The organism is Mesorhizobium sp. J428 (assembly GCF_024699925.1).
Lineage (GTDB): Bacteria > Pseudomonadota > Alphaproteobacteria > Rhizobiales > Rhizobiaceae > Mesorhizobium_A.
In genome coordinates, this window is the sequence record NZ_JAJOMX010000001.1 from 2,096,000 (window position 1) to 2,114,374 (window position 18,375).

The 18,375-nt window shown below is 64.5% G+C and carries 24 protein-coding genes; 13 read left to right on the top strand and 11 right to left on the bottom strand.

Features of this window, described 5'->3' with window-relative positions; translation table 11 throughout:
* Positions 1 to 64: 64 nt before the first annotated feature.
* The 8 genes from LRS09_RS10540 (at position 65) to LRS09_RS10575 (ending at position 5,983) form a co-directional block, all read left to right on the top strand.
* A complete protein-coding gene (locus tag LRS09_RS10540) occupies positions 65 to 1,093 on the top strand; it encodes a putative zinc-binding metallopeptidase (protein ID WP_257806222.1) in 1,029 nt (342 codons plus the stop codon).
* A gap of 113 nt (positions 1,094 to 1,206) precedes the next feature.
* Positions 1,207 to 1,587, top strand: a complete 381-nt coding sequence (locus tag LRS09_RS10545; RefSeq protein ID WP_257806223.1) for a cupin domain-containing protein — start codon at positions 1,207 to 1,209, stop codon at positions 1,585 to 1,587.
* 269 nt (positions 1,588 to 1,856) lie between these two features.
* On the top strand, positions 1,857 to 3,440 hold the full coding sequence (ffh, locus tag LRS09_RS10550) for a signal recognition particle protein (RefSeq protein ID WP_257806225.1): 1,584 nt from the start codon (positions 1,857 to 1,859) through the stop codon (positions 3,438 to 3,440).
* Positions 3,437 to 3,988: a GNAT family N-acetyltransferase gene (locus LRS09_RS10555; protein ID WP_257806228.1), complete on the top strand. Its 552-nt coding sequence runs from the start codon at positions 3,437 to 3,439 to the stop codon at positions 3,986 to 3,988. The genes ffh and LRS09_RS10555 overlap by 4 nt, the downstream gene beginning before the upstream one ends.
* Complete coding sequence (locus LRS09_RS10560; RefSeq protein ID WP_257806229.1) at positions 3,985 to 4,290, top strand: chorismate mutase; 306 nt, start codon at positions 3,985 to 3,987, stop codon at positions 4,288 to 4,290. The genes LRS09_RS10555 and LRS09_RS10560 overlap by 4 nt, the downstream gene beginning before the upstream one ends.
* Before the next feature lie 48 nt (positions 4,291 to 4,338).
* On the top strand, positions 4,339 to 4,710 hold the full coding sequence (gene rpsP, locus LRS09_RS10565; protein WP_257806241.1) for a 30S ribosomal protein S16: 372 nt from the start codon (positions 4,339 to 4,341) through the stop codon (positions 4,708 to 4,710).
* A gap of 165 nt (positions 4,711 to 4,875) precedes the next feature.
* Positions 4,876 to 5,169 carry a DUF982 domain-containing protein gene (locus LRS09_RS10570; protein ID WP_257806242.1) on the top strand — a complete coding sequence of 98 codons (294 nt, stop codon included), beginning with the start codon at positions 4,876 to 4,878 and terminating at the stop codon, positions 5,167 to 5,169.
* A gap of 115 nt (positions 5,170 to 5,284) precedes the next feature.
* A complete protein-coding gene (locus LRS09_RS10575; protein ID WP_257806244.1) occupies positions 5,285 to 5,983 on the top strand; it encodes an HAD family hydrolase in 699 nt (232 codons plus the stop codon).
* 37 nt (positions 5,984 to 6,020) lie between these two features.
* Here the strand turns inward: LRS09_RS10575 and LRS09_RS10580 are convergent, their stop codons facing one another.
* From LRS09_RS10580 to LRS09_RS10595, 4 genes are all read right to left on the bottom strand, one after another.
* Positions 6,021 to 7,055, bottom strand: coding sequence for an aspartate-semialdehyde dehydrogenase (locus tag LRS09_RS10580; RefSeq protein WP_257806246.1), 1,035 nt, complete (start codon positions 7,053 to 7,055; stop codon positions 6,021 to 6,023).
* A 101-nt stretch (positions 7,056 to 7,156) separates the two neighbouring features.
* Entirely contained in the window at positions 7,157 to 7,306 is a 150-nt protein-coding gene (locus tag LRS09_RS10585; RefSeq protein ID WP_257806247.1) for a hypothetical protein, read from the bottom strand.
* Between the two features lie 24 nt (positions 7,307 to 7,330).
* Positions 7,331 to 8,119, bottom strand: a complete 789-nt coding sequence (locus LRS09_RS10590; protein ID WP_257806248.1) for a phosphatase PAP2 family protein — start codon at positions 8,117 to 8,119, stop codon at positions 7,331 to 7,333.
* 396 nt (positions 8,120 to 8,515) lie between these two features.
* Positions 8,516 to 9,661 (bottom strand): amidohydrolase, encoded by a 1,146-nt coding sequence (locus LRS09_RS10595; RefSeq protein ID WP_257806249.1) that lies wholly within the window; start codon positions 9,659 to 9,661, stop codon positions 8,516 to 8,518.
* Between the two features lie 101 nt (positions 9,662 to 9,762).
* Here LRS09_RS10595 and LRS09_RS10600 point away from each other — a divergent pair, with 101 nt between their 5' ends.
* Both LRS09_RS10600 and LRS09_RS10605 read left to right on the top strand, forming a co-directional pair.
* A complete protein-coding gene (locus tag LRS09_RS10600) occupies positions 9,763 to 10,140 on the top strand; it encodes a DUF6152 family protein (protein WP_257806250.1) in 378 nt (125 codons plus the stop codon).
* 24 nt (positions 10,141 to 10,164) lie between these two features.
* Positions 10,165 to 10,581: a hypothetical protein gene (locus tag LRS09_RS10605; protein ID WP_257806252.1), complete on the top strand. Its 417-nt coding sequence runs from the start codon at positions 10,165 to 10,167 to the stop codon at positions 10,579 to 10,581.
* On the opposite strand, the gene LRS09_RS10610 is transcribed toward LRS09_RS10605, so the two are convergent.
* The 6 genes from LRS09_RS10610 to leuD form a co-directional block, all read right to left on the bottom strand.
* Entirely contained in the window at positions 10,565 to 11,515 is a 951-nt protein-coding gene (locus LRS09_RS10610) for an alpha/beta hydrolase (RefSeq protein ID WP_257806258.1), read from the bottom strand. The genes LRS09_RS10605 and LRS09_RS10610 overlap by 17 nt on opposite strands.
* Positions 11,512 to 12,063 (bottom strand): PH domain-containing protein, encoded by a 552-nt coding sequence (locus LRS09_RS10615; protein ID WP_257806259.1) that lies wholly within the window; start codon positions 12,061 to 12,063, stop codon positions 11,512 to 11,514. The genes LRS09_RS10610 and LRS09_RS10615 overlap by 4 nt, the downstream gene beginning before the upstream one ends.
* 18 nt (positions 12,064 to 12,081) lie before the next feature.
* Positions 12,082 to 13,194 (bottom strand): 3-isopropylmalate dehydrogenase, encoded by a 1,113-nt coding sequence (leuB, locus tag LRS09_RS10620; RefSeq protein ID WP_257806261.1) that lies wholly within the window; start codon positions 13,192 to 13,194, stop codon positions 12,082 to 12,084.
* Between the two features lie 120 nt (positions 13,195 to 13,314).
* Positions 13,315 to 14,136 carry a hypothetical protein gene (locus LRS09_RS10625; protein WP_257806262.1) on the bottom strand — a complete coding sequence of 274 codons (822 nt, stop codon included), beginning with the start codon at positions 14,134 to 14,136 and terminating at the stop codon, positions 13,315 to 13,317.
* Positions 14,137 to 14,191: 55 nt separating this feature from the next.
* On the bottom strand, positions 14,192 to 14,428 hold the full coding sequence (locus tag LRS09_RS10630; RefSeq protein WP_257806263.1) for a DUF2798 domain-containing protein: 237 nt from the start codon (positions 14,426 to 14,428) through the stop codon (positions 14,192 to 14,194).
* Positions 14,429 to 14,442: 14 nt separating this feature from the next.
* On the bottom strand, positions 14,443 to 15,048 hold the full coding sequence (leuD, locus tag LRS09_RS10635; RefSeq protein ID WP_257806264.1) for a 3-isopropylmalate dehydratase small subunit: 606 nt from the start codon (positions 15,046 to 15,048) through the stop codon (positions 14,443 to 14,445).
* Positions 15,049 to 15,166: 118 nt separating this feature from the next.
* Here leuD and LRS09_RS10640 point away from each other — a divergent pair, with 118 nt between their 5' ends.
* The gene (locus LRS09_RS10640; protein WP_257806265.1) at positions 15,167 to 15,925 is read left to right on the top strand and encodes a DUF72 domain-containing protein; all 759 of its coding nucleotides are present in this window, start codon (positions 15,167 to 15,169) and stop codon (positions 15,923 to 15,925) included.
* Between the two features lie 14 nt (positions 15,926 to 15,939).
* Complete coding sequence (locus tag LRS09_RS10645; RefSeq protein ID WP_257806267.1) at positions 15,940 to 16,203, top strand: DUF982 domain-containing protein; 264 nt, start codon at positions 15,940 to 15,942, stop codon at positions 16,201 to 16,203.
* On the opposite strand, the gene LRS09_RS10650 is transcribed toward LRS09_RS10645, so the two are convergent.
* Positions 16,196 to 17,362, bottom strand: a complete 1,167-nt coding sequence (locus LRS09_RS10650; protein WP_257806268.1) for an FAD-binding oxidoreductase — start codon at positions 17,360 to 17,362, stop codon at positions 16,196 to 16,198. The genes LRS09_RS10645 and LRS09_RS10650 overlap by 8 nt on opposite strands.
* 113 nt (positions 17,363 to 17,475) lie before the next feature.
* Between LRS09_RS10650 and LRS09_RS10655 the strand changes: the two genes are divergently transcribed.
* Positions 17,476 to 18,366: a CoA ester lyase gene (locus LRS09_RS10655; RefSeq protein ID WP_257806269.1), complete on the top strand. Its 891-nt coding sequence runs from the start codon at positions 17,476 to 17,478 to the stop codon at positions 18,364 to 18,366.
* Positions 18,367 to 18,375 lie beyond the last annotated feature (9 nt).

Genomic DNA, 18,375 nt, shown 5'->3' on the forward strand with positions numbered 1-18,375 from the left:
ACTGCAACGTTTCGCGATTGTCTGCGTTCAAGCGCCCGTTCCTCCCTACTACCGGAGCCTTGCTGTGAAGCTCTTCTCCTGCCCCACCTGCGGCCAGCGGCTTTACTTCGAAAATTCACGATGCCTCGCCTGCGGCGTCGAAGTTCTTTACGATCCCGACTTGGCCGACTTCGTGCTGTTGGGGGGAGATGCCTTCGCCTGCATAAACGCAGACGAAGCGCTGTGCAACTGGCGCGCGCCGGGACCTCAGACCTATTGCCGCGCCTGCGCGCTCAACAAGACCATCCCCGACCTGTCGATCGAGGGTAATCGCGACCGATGGATCCGCGTCGAAGCCGCCAAGCGGCGTCTTATCTACGCGCTCCTGTCCTTTGGGCTGGAAGTCCGTCCGAAGCAATCGCCTCAAGAGGACGCTGGCATCGCCTTCGATTTTCTGGCCGACCCGGTCGGCGGCGGCCCCGGCGGCGAGAAGATCCTCACAGGCCACGACAACGGCGTCATTACGCTCAACGTCGCCGAGGCGGACTCGGTCGAGCGCGAGCAGCGCCGCATCGCCATGGGCGAGACCTACCGCACTTTGCTCGGCCATTTCCGTCACGAGATCGGCCATTACTATTGGGATCGGCTGATCCGTGACGATCCGACCCGGTTGGCAAGCTTCCGCGAGACCTTCGGCGACGAGACCGCCGACTATGAGCAGGCCTTGCAGCACCACTACGCCAATCCTCCGCCGCCGGGCTGGCAGGAGAACCACATCACCGCCTACGCCGCGAGCCATCCGTGGGAGGACTGGGCCGAGACATGGGCGCACTACCTTCACATCGTCGATACGCTGGAAATGGCTGACGCGCTCGGAATGTCGATCTCGGCGATGGAGACCAAGGAGGAGCGCCTGGATACGCCGGACGACGCGGGCGCTGATGCAACGCGGCCCGTTTCCTTCGAGCGCACGCTGAAACGCTGGATCGTGCTCTCCAACGCCTCCAACTCGATCAACCGCTGCATGGGCGTGCCCGACCTCTACCCATTTGTGATCTCAAAGAATGTCGCGGCGAAGCTGGCTTTCGTGGACGGATTGCTGGGTAGGACCTGACTGCGCAACAGCATATTCGGGGACAAAGTCCGTAGCAACGCCCCTTGCTTGCGAGAAAACTGTCTTGCTAACGATGAGACCATTGAAAACGCAGCGTTGGCCGGGGATCCACTATGCCGCAACCGTTCGTGACGTCACTGTCGGAAACTCCGGTTGAAACGTGGGACGACCCGGCCAAGGGCGACCTCATGTGGCAGACATTGTTTAGCAGTGACGTGACACCCACCGGCGACATGTGTTCGGGTGTAGCCATCTTGTCGCCTGGCAGAGAGCATAAGCGGCATAGACACGCCGAAGCTGAGATTTACTACGTCCTGGAAGGAACCGGCCGGCTCACGATAGATGATGAGGTCTTCAAAGTTACGGCTGGGTCGGCAGCATATGTTCCAGGCAACAGCTGGCACGGGATCGTCAATGACGGTGAGGTGCCGATCAAGATCTTCTATGTCTTTTCAACCCCGCGCTTCTCGGATATCGAATATCACTTCGAGTGATACGCGGTTCGCCATCAGGTAACCGTTGGCGTCGAGCAACACGACAAATCCGCTTGACTCCGCGGTTCTTCTCCTGTCTACACGCTCCGAATTCCGCGATGAGTTGATACTCTGAGCCGCTGACCGGGACGCCTGAGACAGGACCGATCCCGGAAGCCAACACCCGGCAGCGCTGTGCGCCCCCGGGTGCTTTTCGGCTTTGGCGTTTCAAATCGCGCGGGCAGACACTACCTCTCCGGCGAAGCCAATCGCCAGGGAACGGGAAACGGATGTTCGAGAGCCTTCAGGAACGACTTGGTTCCATCCTCAATGGCCTGACTGGCCGCGGCGCGCTGTCGGAGGCGGACGTCTCCGCGGCTCTGCGCGAGGTGCGCCGCGCTCTGCTCGAAGCGGACGTCGCGCTCGAAGTGGCACGTTCGTTCACCGACAAGGTGCGCGAGAAGTCCGTCGGCGCGGCGGTGCTGAAGTCGATCAAGCCCGGCCAGATGGTGGTCAAGATCGTCCATGACGAGCTGGTCGCCATGCTCGGCGACGAGGGCGTGGCGATCGACCTCAACGCGCCGGCGCCGGTCGTGCTGATGATGGTAGGCCTGCAGGGGTCGGGCAAGACCACGACGTCCGCCAAGATCGCCAAGCGGCTGACCGAGCGCCAGGGCAAGAAGGTCCTGATGGCCTCGCTCGACACGCGCCGCCCGGCCGCGCAGGAGCAGCTGCGCCAGCTCGGCGAGCAGGTGAAGGTGACGACGCTGCCGATCGTTCCGGGCCAAACCCCGGTCGAGATTGCGCGCCGCGCCGAGCAGGCCGGCCGTCTCGGCGGCTACGACGTCGTCATCCTCGACACCGCCGGCCGCACGCATATCGACGAGCCGCTGATGGTGGAAATGGCCGACATCAAGGCCGCTTCCAAGCCGCACGAGGTACTGCTCGTCGCCGACTCGCTGACTGGCCAGGACGCGGTCAACCTCGCCCGCAACTTCGATTCCCGCGTCGGCGTGACCGGCCTGATCCTCACCCGCATGGACGGCGACGGCCGCGGCGGTGCCGCGCTGTCCATGCGCGCCGTCACCGGCAAGCCGGTCAAGCTGATCGGCGTCGGCGAGAAGATGGACGCGCTGGAGGAGTTCCATCCCAAGCGCATCGCCGACCGCATCCTCGGCATGGGCGACATCGTCTCGCTCGTCGAGAAGGCTGCCGAGAACATCGACGCGGAAAAGGCCGCGGCGATGGCCAAGAAGATGCAGTCCGGCAAGTTCGACCTGGACGATCTCGCCGACCAGCTGCGCCAGATGCAGAAGATGGGCGGCATGGGCGGCATCATGGGCATGATGCCGGGCATGGGCGGCATGAAGGACAAGATGGCCGCCGCCGGTCTCGACGACAAGATGTTCGGCCGCCAGATCGCGATCATCCAGTCGATGACCAAGGCGGAGCGGGCCAATCCGGACATCCTCAAGCATTCGCGCAAGCAGCGCATCGCCAAGGGCTCCGGCACGGATGCCGCGGCGATCAACAAGCTGCTGAAAATGCACCGCCAGATGGCCGACATGATGAAGGCCATGGGCGGCAAGGGCAAAGGCGGCGGCATGATGCGCGGCCTGATGGGCGGCCTCGCCAACAAGATGGGCCTCGGCGGCCTCGCTGGTGGCATGGGCGGCATGCCCGACCTCTCGAACATGGATCCGAAGCAGCTCGAGGCCCTGAAGAAGCAGGCCGAGGCGGCCGGTCTCGGCGGCGGCCTGCCCAAGGGTTTGCCCGGCCTGCCCGGTCCCGGTGGCCTGCCCGGCCTTGGCGGCGCTCCGCGCTTGCCGGGCCTCGGCGGGTTCCCGGGCCTGCCGAAGGGGCCGAAGAAGTGATCCCGACCCTCGAAACGCCCCGTCTGACCCTGCGCGGTTTCACGCCGGGTGATGTCGAAGCCTTTGCCGGCTTCTATGCGTCCGAGGCATCGCGTTTCGTCGGCGGTCCGGAGGACCTGGTCTCCACCTGGAAGCGGATCGCCGCCTATGCGGGCTGCTGGTCGCTGCGTGGCTACGGCAAGTTCGTCGTCGTCGAGAGGATGAGCGGCCAAACGGTTGGCATCGTCGGCCCGACCTTCCCCGAAGGCTGGCCCGAGCCGGAGATCGGCTGGACGGTGCTGCCTGAATTCGAGGGTCGCGGCTATGCCGCGGAGGCTGCAATCCGCGCGATCACCTTCGCCTATGACGAACTCGGCTGGACGACGGCGATGTCGGCGATCTTTCCGGGCAACAACCGCTCATTCCGCCTGGCCGAGCGCCTCGGCGCCAGCCACGAGGGCGCCGTCGAGGTCAAGCCGCACGGAATGCTGGAGATCTGGCGCCACCTGCCGCCCGCCGACTTCCGCGCCCACTCCGCGAGAATGCCCAGTTTTTTGAGGATGCAATGAACGACGCCGAACGCGCCCGCGAGATCCTGGCCGGCTATCGCGCTTCGATCGACAACATCGATGCGGCGCTCATCCACATGCTGGCCGAGCGCTTCCGCTGCACCCAGGCCGTCGGCCACCTCAAGGCCACCCACGGCCTGCCGCCGGCCGACCCCACCCGTGAGGCGCAGCAGATCGAGCGTCTCCGCCGGCTCGCCAGGGAGGCCAATCTCGACCCGGACTTCGCGGAGAAGTTCCTCAATTTCGTGGTGAAGGAGGTCATCCGACATCACGAGCAGATCGCCGCCAACGGCGGTGCATGAACCGGCCGCCTGGCCGCAACCCTCAGTGAGACATCAGGAGAAACGAACATGGCACTGAAGATCAGACTGGCCCGCGCGGGCTCGAAGAAGCGTCCCTACTACCACGTCGTCGTCGCCGATGTGCGTTCGCCGCGCGACGGCCGTTTCATCGAGACGGTCGGCGCGTGGAACCCGCTCCTGCCGAAGGACTCGGCCGAGCGCGTGAAGCTCGACGCAGAGCGCATCAACCACTGGCTCGGCAACGGCGCCCTGCCGACCGACCGCGTTCTGCGCTTCCTCAACGAGGCCGGCATCGCCAAGCGCGAAGCCCGCTCGAACCCGGAGAAGGCGAAGCCCGGCAAGAAGGCCCAGGAGCGCGCAGCTCTCCTCGCCAAGGCGCAGGAAGAAGCCGCAGCCAAGCTTGCCGCTGCGACCGAGTAATCGGCATCGCTATCGGCATGCGTCACGGCGGGCTTCGGCCCGCCGTTTTCGTTTGGCCGACCCTCTTGACGGCGGCCGATCGGACACCAAAATCCTGTCTGGCTGCCCGTCAGGCCAGCCTTGTCAAAGCCGCTCCGTTGGACCGAATCGCGAAAGGAGGTTGCGATGAATGGTGCCGCTTTCGAACGTCCCCTGACCATGTTCGTCGGTCTTGGGTTTCCCCGACACATCGACAATGCCACCGATGCCCTGCAGGCGCTCGATGAACTTGCACCGCTGGAACACGGTCCCGCCCATGATGTTGCCGTACGGGCCTGCCGCGCGGCACTGCTGGGCGAGATCGAGCCGGAAACCGCGCGTGGCATCGTAGAGGCGTATGCGCGCGCGCGTGGCGTGCTCATCGACGACCTGCCGGCGCACCATGCGATGGCGGCGAGCAACGACCGCGTCGGGGCCTGATCCCGGAGAGAGGCAAGGGCATCCCCGAAGGTGGGCGGCCATGCCGGCCCGCGCCGTACAGCAGCCGGCGCGGGAAGCTGTTGACGCGAAGCGGGCCGGATGAGACTAGATCGCCATGTCCAGGCTCACCACCATCGGCTTCGACGCCGACGATACGCTCTGGCAGAACGAGCAGTTCTTCCGGTTGACCGAAAGACGCTTCGCCGAGCTTTTGTCGGACTATGCCGCGCACGACCACCTGACAGAACGGCTGCTGGCGGCCGAGAAGAAGAACCTCGCGGCCTACGGCTTCGGCATCAAGGGTTTCACCCTGTCGATGATCGAGACGGCGATCGAGGTGACGGAAGGCCGGGCGCCGGCCAATGTGATTTCGGCGATCCTCGAAGCGGGCCGCGAGATGCTGTCGCATCCCGTCGAGACCTTGCCGGGCGCCCGCGAGACGCTGGAGGCGCTTGCCGGTGACTACCGGCTGGTCATGATCACCAAGGGCGACCTGTTCGACCAGGAGCGCAAGCTCGCAGCCTCCGGGCTGGGGGATTTCTTTACCGCGGTCGAGATCGTGTCCGACAAGAAGCCGGAGACCTATCGCCGTATCTTTGCCCGCCATGGCGACGGTCCGGAGCGGGCGATGATGGTGGGCAACTCGCTGAAGTCAGACGTCCTGCCGGCGATCGACGCCGGCGGCTGGGGTGTGTTCGTGCCGCACGAGCTGACCTGGGTGCTCGAACATGCCGAGGAGCCCGCCAACCACCCCCGATTCCGCAAGATCGCTCATCTGGGGGAACTGAGAGAGCAGGTCGCGGCGGTCGACTGAGGAAAGTCGATCCGCCGCGGTCCCTGTTCTTCGCGTCTCAGGCCGCCTTGGCCTTGGGCTTCAGCAGTCCGCGCTCGACCATCAGCTCGGCGATTTGGACAGCATTGAGCGCTGCGCCCTTGCGCAGGTTGTCGGAGACGATCCAGAGATTGAGGCCATTGTCGACAGTCGAGTCCTCGCGGATGCGCGAGATGTAGGTCGCATCCTCGCCGGCGCTCTCGATCGGCGTGATGTAGCCGCCGTTCTCGCGCTTGTCGATCACCTGGCAGCCAGGCGCCTCGCGCAGGATCTCGCGCGCCTCGTCGGCCGTGATCGGCTTCTCGAATTCGAGGTTCACGGCCTCGGAATGGCCGATGAACACCGGCACGCGCACGCAGGTCGCCGTCACCTTGATCTTCGGGTCGAGCATCTTCTTGGTCTCGGCGACCATCTTCCACTCTTCCTTGGTCGAGCCGTCGTCCATGAAGACGTCGATGTGCGGGATGACGTTGAAGGCGATGCGCTTGGTGAACTTCTTCGCCTCCACCGGATCGGCGACGAAGACCGCACGGGTCTGGGTAAACAGCTCGTCCATCCCTTCCTTGCCCGCGCCGGAAACCGACTGGTAGGTCGACACGACAACGCGCTTGATCGTCGCGAAGTCGTGCAGCGGCTTCAGCGCCACCAGCATCTGCGCGGTCGAGCAGTTCGGATTGGCGATGATGTTCTTGCGCGTATAGAGCGAGATCGCGTCCGGGTTCACCTCCGGAACGATCAGCGGCACGTCCTGGTCGTAGCGCCAGGCCGAGGAATTATCGATGACGACGCAGCCCTGCTTGCCGATCTTCGGCGACCATTCCTTAGAAACCGACCCGCCGGCCGACATCAGGCAGATGTCGGTGTCGGAGAAGTCGTAATTGTCGAGCGCCTTCACCTTCAGCGTCTTGTCGCCGTAGGAGACTTCCGTCCCCTGGCTCCGGCGAGAGGCGAGCGGCACGATCTCGTCGGCCGGGAAACCGCGTTCTTCCAGAATGTTCAACATCTCGCGGCCCACATTTCCCGTGGCGCCGACGATCGCAACCTTGAAACCCATCGAAATCTCCTGTCCCCCTCCGCTCGTTTCAGGAACCCCGCCGGCTTTGCGGGGTCCATCCCCGGGCCGGACCCGGGGAGGGGCGAGCTGGCCAAGGGGTATCAGACCGTTTTCGCGGTCTTCGTTTTGGCCGTGGTTTTGGTGGAACGGAGCATGCGAGCGCCGGCGCCGGCGGGAGAGCCGGCGAAACCGCTCGTCAGGAAGGCCAAAAGCAGGCCACGCATGGGAAGCTCCATTTCGCCGCGGCTCATGACTGAGTTCTGGGAAAGAGTCAATCAGTTCACCACGGAAGCATCGGCGCACGCACTGTCGACAGGAAGGCTGGGTCGACTGAAATAGCGTCTGCGCATCCCCCGCCATTCCGTCCGCACGCCGGGGGGCAGGATATGGAACGTCTTCTTCGGTCTCGGCAGGATTTCTCGCGAAGCATCGAACAACAATCCGTGCGCCGCGCAGACGATCGCCAGGGCATAGGCGAACCACGCCCCGATCATCAGACCTGCGAACACGTCGCTCATGAAATGCGACCCGACGAAGACCCGCGTCGTCGCCAGCCACAGGGCGAGGATCAGCGCCGGAACCCTAAGTGCGGGAAACAGCAGCGCAAGACCCATCGCCGCAGCACCTGCGACGCTCGAATGGCCGGACGGAAAGGACGCGAAGCGTGTTTGGAACGTCCAGGGATCGAGGTGATAGGCGCCCAGCTCGGGGTAGAGGCTCGGCCTCGCCCGGCCGATCATCGGTTTCATGAGATTCACCACCAGGCCGGCCAGCAGAACCGACAGAAGCAGATAGGCGCTCATCGCGGTCTGGTTCAGCAACAGGAGTTGGGTGCGCGGCCGCAGCCGTCGCCAGGGCACGAGCGAGGCACCTATCAGCAGGCACGCCGTCGGCACCAGGATGGTGGCCGATTTGCCCCAGTGGGTCCACGCAAGCGCCTGTTCGAGCAGGGGCGATTTAGCCGCGAGCCGGTTCGCCGCGAAATAGGTGTCGATAGTGACCAGGGCGAACAGGACAATGGCGACCGCGACCGCCAGTGGCCATTTCCAGACAATCCGCCCCATGCGCCGCCTGCACCTCCGCCGATGGAGGAAGACGAGCGTGCTGACGATGTTGTCGAGCATGCGGACGCGGCTGTAGCGGCATATCCCGAGAGCGGCGGCACGAGGAAGAGGCGCCGGGCAGCGGGGCCTGGTATCGATCTGGTATGTCACGGGCGATCCGCCGAGAATGAACCCGCGCTCAAGATGTCGGCTCCCCGTGTCGAGTGACCGGAGCGGCGCGGCGGCGACGGAATCGGAACGCCGGCCGACTACAGTGGATCAGGCCGCTGGCCGCAATTCGTCGCTGATGCCGCCCCCCGGCGGATAACCACGATAATGCCCTGCTTCCATTACGGAGAGACGACAGCGTGCGAGAAAAGAGACGTGTTCAGGCGATGGCATGCGCCGGCTCGACGGCTATCCCAGAAGATTGCGGACCACGCGCATGAAGATCCGCGCACCGGGTTCGATCAGGGCATCGGGAAAGTCGAAATCTGGATTATGAAGCTGCGGCGACCCTTCGCCGGATCCGAACAGGAACATCGCCGACTTCGCACCTCGCCCGAACAGTCCGAAATCCTCAGACCCGCGCATGATCTCTGCCTCGCCATGCGGAACTTCCTCCGCATCGAACGCCGCGCGCAGGATATCCACGGCTTCGGGATCATTCTCGCAGTGGTAGAAAACATCGTGATAATCGACGGTAACCTCGAGCCCATACCGACCGGCGGCCTCGCGGACGAGCGCTTCGGCCTGATCCACGAGACCGCTCATGCCGTCGTCTGTCAGCGTGCGCAGCGTCGCCCAGATTTCGGCATGGCCGGGCGCGATGCCGAAGGCGGGCTCGCCGAGACGGGCATGAGTGACCGTCACGAGGCGATATCCGGAGTCCAGGTCGCCGCCGGGCCCGAGCGCGGTGAGTGACGGCATCAGATCGGCGACGGCTCGCATCGGCGAGAGTCCCGCCTCCGGTACCGAAGCATGCGATGTCTTGCCTGCAAGCACGGCCCGCATGCCGCGCGAGGCGCAGTTCGCAGGTCCCGGCGACAAACGCGCCGATCCGAGCGGCAGGCCGGGCATGTTGTGCAGCGCGAAGGCGAAATCGGGCGCGATCTGCTTGAATTTGGAATCGGCGATGACTGCTGCGGCGCCCGCACCGGTCTCCTCCGCCGGCTGGAAGAGCAGCACGACGCTTCCGCGCGCAGGCCGGTTCCGCGCAAGCCCGCGCGCAAGGCCGGTCAAGATCGTCATATGCCCGTCATGGCCACAGAGATGACCTTTGCCCGGCATGGTCGAACGATACGGAAGACGTCCGATCTCCTCGATCGGAAGTGCGTCGAGCTCGCAGCGAAACATGACGGCAGGCCCAGGTTCCGTGCCGTTGAACACCGCGGCAACGCCGTGTCCGCCGAGCCTGGTGACGATGCGGTCGGGCCCGATCTCTTCCAGAACCGCAACGATCCGACGGGCGGTGGCTTCCTCCTCGCCGGAGATTTCCGGGCTGGCATGCAGTTGGTGCCGGAGCTCCACGAGGTCGACGATGTCGTGATTGGTGAGAAACATTCCGACGATTGTCCCTGATTCAGGATCACAGATTCGCGATGATAGGTCGCCAAACCGGGATTCCAACCTTAGTTTCTCGAAATGCAACCAGGGAGCGTCTGATGAAGAAGCTTGTCGCCTTGGCCGGAACGATCATGCTTATGTTCTCCGGCAGCGCCGCATTCGCCCACCATGGCTGGTCCTGGACCCAGGATGGATTTTTCGAGCTCACCGGCAGGATCGTCTCGATCTATTACGGCAATCCGCATCCGGTTCTGGACGTCGAGGTCGATGGTCAGGTCTGGAAGGTTGATCTGGCGACACCGGCGGCGACGACGCGCGCGGGTTTCCTGGAAAACACCGCCAAGATCGGGGACGACGTGACCGCAGTCGGCAATCGTTCGCGTGACGAGACCCGGCACTGGATGAAGGCGGTCCGCATCAGCGTGGGAGGCAAGACCTACGATGTCTATCCGTCCCGCGTTCCACCCGCGAACTGACGTTTGGAAGACGTATTAGCAGCCTTGGAAGCCTCGGCCATCGCGGGATGGCTGAAGACGTCGTTCTATATCTATCCGCTCGTCAACGCAGCCCATATCGCCGCGGCAGGAGTCGTGCTGTCGTCAGTCGGCGTGATGCATCTGCGCGCGGCCGGACTGTTCGCCCTGCTCGACCGCGCCGCGACCGAACGTTACTTCCGCGGCATGGCGGTCGGAGCCTTCGTCGTCGCAGCGGGCACTGGCACCGCGCTGTTCGTCGTCAATCCAAGCGAATATGCCGTCAATCCGGCGTTCCGGATCAAGCTGATCCTGCTCGTGATGGCCGGCGCGAACTTTGCGGCCTATCTAGCCCTGCCGCGATGGCGGCCTGCCGGCGCGGCTGCGTCGTTTCTGCTCTGGCCGGCAACGCTGCTGGCGGGGCGTTTCATCGGTTTCCTGTAGTCTCTCCCAGGACGAAACCGGCCAGCGCGTCCACCACCCCCGGCGCCAGCGGCAGGGAAGGGTCGGCATAGGTGCCGAAGTTCGCGGCTAAATCGTTGGCTGGAGCCACCTTCAACACGTGGTTCGCATGCGGGATCAAAGCCAGCGACGCGTCGGGCCTTGCGGCAGCGAGCAGGCGGGCATCCTCCGCACCGATCTGCAGGTCGGCCTCGCCTTGCAGGATCAGCACCGGCACGGTGACACTGGCGATCAACTTTGCCGGATCGTGCGAGAACAGGTCGCGCAGGAAACCCTGGACAGCCGGCGCGAAGAGCCCGGCGACGGCCGGCGGAAACGAGCCGGTGTCGACGGAGCCGCCTGCCTCCAGTGTCGTGATGGCATCGAGCATCTGCGGCAGATAGGGCGCGTTGGCCGGGTTGCCCTGCAACTGCGCACGCAGCACGTCGCCCAACTTCCGCCCGGGACCGCAAACGAGCAGCAGGCCGCAGATACCGTCCGGCATCTGTCCGGCCTGCAGCGCCACCAGCGCGCCCTCGCTGTGGCCGAGCACCCAGACGCAGGATACGCCCGCCTTTTCACGAATGGCACCGACCCAGCTGTGCACATCGGTCGCGTAATCGGCGATCGTCACGGCATTCGGATCGGGCACGGCTCCCGCACTGGCGAACATGCCACGCTTGTCGGCGCGCACGGACGAAACCCCGCGTTCCGCCAGCTCTTCGGCCAACAGCCGGTAGGTGGACGCCCTAACGCCGAGCGGGTTGTTGCCGTCGCGGTCGGTCGGGCCTGAGCCCGGCACGATCAGAACGACAGGCGCGCTTTCGCCGGCCGCGAGATATGTGCCGGCCAGGTCACTTTGCGGCCCGGGAGCGGTGATTTCCTCTGCGTCGGCAAAGGAGGTCATCAGGCCAAGCGCCAGCGCGACATACTTCATCTAAGATTGCCGTTCGCTTCGGCGGCCTGTTTCTGGATGAGAGAAAAGACTCGTTTCACGTCAGGAATACGCACGAAGGCCGGTGTCGCATCGAGCCAAGGTTGCCACATGGCGGTGATCACATTTTGCAGCGTCGCAACCCCGCCGAATCTGATTGTTCCCGAGCCATCCCTCTGTTCACTTAGTTCGAGGGATGGCAGGTTGCGAATGTCGAGAAAGCGGAGATTGGACCCGTCTTCTTTGGAAATGAGAATCCGGCGTTCCGTCACTGCGTATCTGGTCCGGGCTCGGCTACGAGCATCCAGCAGGAAACGGCCGAGAAGAAAATAGACGCCGACTGCGAGAAACAGGAGGCCGAAGAGCCGAAAGAACATGGGACCGCCGCCGGCCCAGACAGCTACGTTCCAGAATATGACGAACGCAATCCAGACGAAGCTGAACGGGATGAGGAACCAGTCTGCCGGGCGAAGGTTCAAGCCGCCTGTCGGACGACCGGTCCAGAGCAGGCGTTCGCCGGGGAGAAGAAGCTGCTGGAAACTGTAATCCACCCCTCCTCCCCGTGAGCGCTAGGCCGCCAGCGCCCGGAACTTCTCCACGATCGCGTCGCCCATCTGCTGGGTGTTCACCTGCGTTGCGCCGGCGGACATGATGTCGCTCGTGCGCAGGCCGCTGTCCAGCACGTCGGCGATCGCTTTCTCCAGCCGATCGGCCTCGGCGACCATGTTGAACGAGTAGCGCAGGCACATGGCGAAGGAGGCGATCATAGCGATCGGGTTGGCGATACCCTTGCCGGCGATGTCGGGCGCCGAGCCGTGCACCGGCTCATAGAGCGCCTTGCGGCTGCCGGTCTTGGCGTCGGGTGCACCGAGCGAGGCCGATGGCAGCATGCCGAGCGAGCCGGTCAGCATGGCCGCCACGTCGGACAGCATGTCGCCGAACAGGTTGTCGGTGACGATGACGTCGAACTGCTTCGGCCAGCGCACGAGCTGCATGCCGCCGGCATCCGCCAGCATGTGGCTGAGCTCGACGTCCGGATACTTCGCCTTGTGCGTCTGCGTCACGACCTCGTTCCAGAGCACGCCCGACTTCATGACGTTGCGCTTTTCCATCGAGCAGACCTTGTTCTGCCGCGTGCGCGCCAGCTCAAAGGCGACGCCCGCGATGCGCTCGATCTCGAACGTGTCGTAGACCTGCGTGTCGATGCCGCGCTTCTGGCCGTTGCCGAGGTCAATGATCTCCTTCGGCTCGCCGAAATACACGCCGCCGGTGAGCTCGCGCACGATCAGGATGTCGAGGCCTTCTACGACCTCGGGCTTGAGCGAGGAGGAGGCGGCGAGCGCCGGATAGCAGATCGCCGGGCGCAAGTTGGCGAACAGCTCCATCTCCTTGCGCAGGCGCAGCAGGCCGGCTTCGGGACGCACCTCGTAGGGCACGCCATCCCACTTCGGTCCACCGACGGCGCCGAACAGCACCGCGTCGGCCGCCATGGCCTTGGCCATGTCCTCTTCCGATATCGCCTTGCCGTGCGCATCGTAGGCGCAGCCGCCGACCAGTCCTTCCTCGGTCTCGAAGCCGGCGCCCATCTCCGCGTTCATCATGGCGATCAGCTTCTTCACTTCCGCCATCGCTTCGGGGCCGATGCCGTCGCCGGCGAGGAGGAGAAGCTTGCGGAATGCCATGGTCGCGCCTTTCGTGCAGGAAATCTCGCGCGACGTGCTAGACGCGGCGGCAGCGCCGCGCAAGCCGGAAATAGCACTCAATCGGTTCGCAGAGGCAAGGCGCCTGGCCGGGTCGTGCGTCTAGCGCCCGATCGCACCCGTCATCGCGTCGATGACGTCCTTCGGCCACGTCGCAGCAGGCGGCCAGCTGTTCGGCGTCTTGCCGTCGGTCTGCTGGGCAAAGTAGAGCGCCTCCGCCTTCGGATCGATCGCCATGAAACTGTCGCTGCGGCCGCAGGCATGAGGCACGCAGCCTTCGGACCAGAGCACGCCCGACTTAAGCGTCTCCGGCGCACCGCCGACAACGAGGCCGGTGGCGACGGTTTCCAGATCGCCGCCCAGGAGTTTCTCTGCGGCGGAGTAGACCGCCTCGTTGCGGAACGTATCCAGGATATGCTCGACCCCCGACAGGTCGAGATCCGACCAGCCGGTATCGGCTTGCGGCTTGAAGGTCAGGAGACCGGCGAGGCCGATGCGGTCCGTCGGCGACCAGGTGACGACATCGCCGCTCGAACCCGGCAGGAGGTAGGGAACGAAGTAGATGCGGTCCGGCGTGACGGCGGGAGACGGCGCACCGCAATCCTCGCCGATATAGTCGCTGTCGACCTCCTCACCGTTCTTCCAGACGATCAGCGTGCCCGGACTACAGGCGTTGCCACCGTCGCCGACCGAGATGAGCGCAACCTTCGAGCCACCCACTTCCGTTTCCTGGTCGTAGGAGACGTAATAGTTGGAGGCGAGCAACCGGCCGTCGAAGGCGATCTCCTTCTCGCCCGTATCCGTCTCGGTGATGGTGATCGTGCCGCCTTCGAACGGGTGTTTTTCAGGCTCTGCAGTCTGAGCCAGCGCCGGCACACTGCCAAGGGCAGATATGACCACAGCGAATAGGACGGGTATGCGCATCTCTATCTCCATGTGACGCCAGACTGCCACGGCGACCAATGCATGTAGCCTGGAGTCAGTTTGACCGGACGATCCGGGAGAGGATACGCCGCACGAAAGGTGCGACGACTAGGACGCTCGGAAAGGCGATCGCCCAGGACGGCAGCCAGGCCGACAACCACAGCTGCGGGAAATTGGCGTGGACGCCGGCCGCAAGCGCGGTCGACATGCCGGACACCAGGAATGACATCATACCAGAAAGAAGCAGCCCGAACGCATAAGGTTCGAGCCGCTTCGGCAGGAAAGGCTTCATGGGACGGACGAAGCTCAGGCCCAGGGACGTGCCGCGGCGTTCGTCTTCTCGAAACTGTCGATGGCCGAGGCCTTCTCCAGCGTCAGGCCGATGTCGTCGAGCCCGTTGAGCAGGCAATGACGCTTGAAGGCATCGAGGTCGAACGTGATCGTGCCGCCGTCCGGCCCGCGGATTTCCCTGGCTTCGAGGTCGACGGTGAGCGTCGCATTGGAGCCGCGCGAAGCATCGTCGAGCAGCTTCTCCAGATCCTCGGGGCTTACCGTGATCGGCAGGATGCCGTTCTTGAAGCAGTTGTTGTAGAAGATGTCGGCAAAGCTGGTGGAGATCACGCAGCGGATGCCGAAGTCGAGCAGCGCCCACGGCGCATGTTCGCGCGAGGAGCCACAGCCGAAATTGTCTCCCGCCACCAGAATCTGCGCCTTGCGGTAGGCTGGCTTGTTAAGCACGAAATCCGGATTCTCCGAACCGTCCTCGTTGTAGCGCATCTCTGCGAAAAGGCCTGTGCCGAGCCCGGTGCGCTTGATCGTCTTCAGGTAATCCTTGGGGATGATCATGTCCGTGTCGATGTTGACGATCGGCAGCGGCGCGGCAACCCCGGTCAATGTGGTGAATTTATCCATCGCTCATCTCCCTTCGGGCCAAGGTGCGCGGCAACGCATTACACAGACTCTTTCCCGAGGCAAAGTGGAAAGACGCCGCAGCACTTGACGCGGCAGGCGATTCCGCCACATCGACTCGATGCAGCAACATCCCCTCTTCATCGGGACGGCAGGCTGGAGCATCGCGTCGCGCTATGCGGCGGAATTTCCGGCGCAGGGCTCCCATCTCGAGCGTTATGGCAAACGTCTCGGCTGCGTCGAGATCAACACCTCTTTCTACCGGCCGCATCAGCCCAAGACTTATCTGCGCTGGGCGGCGTCCGTTCCTGACGAGTTCCGCTTTTCGGTCAAGCTGCCAAAGGCGATCACGCATGAAGCCGGACTCGTCGGCGCTGAGGCGGCGCTCGACAAGTTCCTGCAGGACATAGCCGGCCTTGGCGGCAAACTCTGCGTGCTTCTCGTTCAGCTGCCCCCGCATCTGAAGTTCGAGACGCAGACCGCCGAAGACTTCTTTCGCCTGCTGCGCGGGAAGACCGCATCGCACATCGCGCTGGAACCGCGCCATCCAAGCTGGTTCTGCCACGAGGCGGAAACCATGATGAAGACGCATCACGTCGCCCGCGTCGCGGCCGACCCGTCCCGCGCGGCGAATGGGGACGAGCCGGGCGGCTGGGATCAGCTGAGGTATTTCCGCCTGCACGGCACGCCCGATGTCTACTTTTCCGACTATAGCGCCGAGAGCCTCCTCGCGATCGGTCGGCGCGTAGCTGCATCGTCGGCCGATGGCGCCGAAGTCTGGTGTATCTTCGATAACACGGCGAAAAGCCATGCGCTGGGCAATGCCCTGTCGCTGATGCGGTCTCTCGGCGAGCCGGGACAGGAACCGCATGGCAGTTAGTCCGTTGCAGGCCAATGCAGACCGAATCCGACGCCAAGCACTTCGCCGAACCCGTCCTCGTTCGACTGTCTTCGGGCGTGGTCTCGATAGGCTCGGTCCAGGAGGCCAGCGATCTGCTGGCAAGCGTGGAGTGGCCAGGCCCGCGCGACGAGTTGCATGCGAATGCGCTGGAGACCTGCCTGAAGGTGCTCGACGGACATCGCTCGATTGAAGATGCCCGCGCGCGGCTGGTCGACGCGGCGCTTGCGGCGGGACTCTATTCGGACGCGGTCAGATGACGTTCAGTTCCCGATAGGGCCGGCCTTCCGCGATCCGCTCGTAGCCGAAGACCGAACAGTCGATCGTGCGGTAACCGCCATGGACGACGAGTTCCGCCACGGCGCGGCCGACGGCAGGGGCCTGCTGCAGCCCGTGGCCGGAGAAACCGTTGGCGAAGATGAAATTCGAAACCTCCGGGTGGCGTCCGATCACCGCGTTCTGGTCGAGCACGTTGTAGTCGTAGTGGCCAGCCCAAGCCCGCGTCGGCTTGATCGCCTCGAAGGCCGGGATACGGGTGGCCAGCGCCGGCCAGATCGTCTCCTCGAACAGCGGCCATTCGGGTTCGAAGTCGGCCGGGTCGGCCGCACGGTCGTCCTCGTGCGGTTCGGCGCCGCCGGTGATATAGACGGAGCCCTCCGGCCGGACATAGACCCCACTCGGATCGACGATGAGCGGCATGTCCGCATAGCGCTCGCGTGCCTCGAAGACGAAGACGGAGCGCTTGCGCGGCTCGACCGGCAGCGCGATGCCGGCGAGCGCCGCCACCTTGCCGCCGCCTGGGCCGGCTGCATTGACGACCATGCCGGCGGATATCTGCGACCCGTCGTCCAGCGTCACTTTTGTGACCTTGCCGCCCTCGCGGGCGATGCCGATCACGTCCGCCTTGATAAAGGCGACGTCGCGCGTCTTCAGCGCGCGGCGGAAGAGCTGGAGATAGGCGTGTGCGTCGAACCAGCCCTCCCCTGTGCGGCCGAACGCTCCGGCGACGATCCCTTCGGTCGATAGCCAGGGGAAGCGCGACTGGAGCGCGGCCGGATCTTCCAGCACGATGTCGGCGCCTTCCGCCGCCTGCACCGCGTGGTTCTGCGCCAGGATCGGCGCACCATCCGGGCTGGCGAGAATGAGATAGCCGTTTTCGCGGAATCCGATGTCGGCATCCGCACCGAACTCCTCCTTCAGCCGCCGGAAGAGGCCGAGGGTGAAGACGGACAGGCGGATGTTCTCGGGGATGGAGAACTGCTGCCGGATCGACGCGCAGGACAGCGTCGTCGAGGCCGTCGCGAACTGCGGGTCGCGCTCGATCAGCGCGATCGAGCCGGTGAAGCCTTCCTCGCGCAGCCCCCAGGCGACAGAGGAGCCGACGATGGCTCCGCCGATGATGACGATATCGAACTGCATATGCGCGATCTCTGTTGCAGCACAACGCAAATCAGGTTCCATCCGCGCGTTCAAGCGCTTTGCCGTCGCAGCCGCTTGCGTCAATTCCTGCTCCGATGCATGAAGACGCCATCATGACGACACGCCCCTTCAGGCCCCGCCGCTCAGTGCTCTACGTTCCCGCCTCGAACGCCAAGGCGCTGTCGAAACTGCCCGGTCTTGCCTGCGATGCCGCCATTATCGATCTGGAAGATGCGGTCGCGCCTGACGCCAAGCTATCCGCCCGCGAGGCGTTGAAAACATTCTTCGCCGAACGCTCGAAGACTCCCCAGTCCGGCGGCCCCGGAGAGATCGTCATCCGTATCAACGGGTTGTCGACGGAATGGGGCCCGGACGATCTGATTGCCGCGCGCGAATGCCGCCCGGATGCGATCCTGTTGCCGAAGGTCGAGACGCCGCGCGACATCCTGGAAGCCAACGACACGCTGGACGATGAGGACGCCCATCCGGGCATGTGGCTCTGGGCGATGATCGAGACGCCGAAGGCGCTGCTCAACATCGGCGCGATTGCCGAACTCGGTCGCGATCCGGGCGCCCGGCTCGCCTGTTTCGTCGCCGGCACCAATGACCTTGTGAAGGAGACCGGCGTGCGCGTGACGCCGGATCGCCGCCATCTCGTGCCCTGGTTGATGCAGATGGTGCTGGCGGCCCGCGCGGGCGGCATCGACGTGCTCGACGGGGTGGCGAACAACTTCCGCGACCTCGACACCTTCCGTCGCGAATGCGAGGATGGCGCCGGCATGGGTTTCGACGGCAAGACACTGATCCATCCAGACCAGATCGGCCCCGCGAACGAGGTGTTCTCGCCCTCCACGGACGAAATCGCCCAGGCCCGCGCGATCGTCGCGGCTTTCGCGGCGCCTGAGAACGCCGGCAAAGGCGTGCTCACCGTCGACGGTCGCATGACCGAGCGCCTGCATCTGGCACAGGCGGAGAAGCTTCTCGCCAGGGCCGGCAATCTCTGAGGAGACATT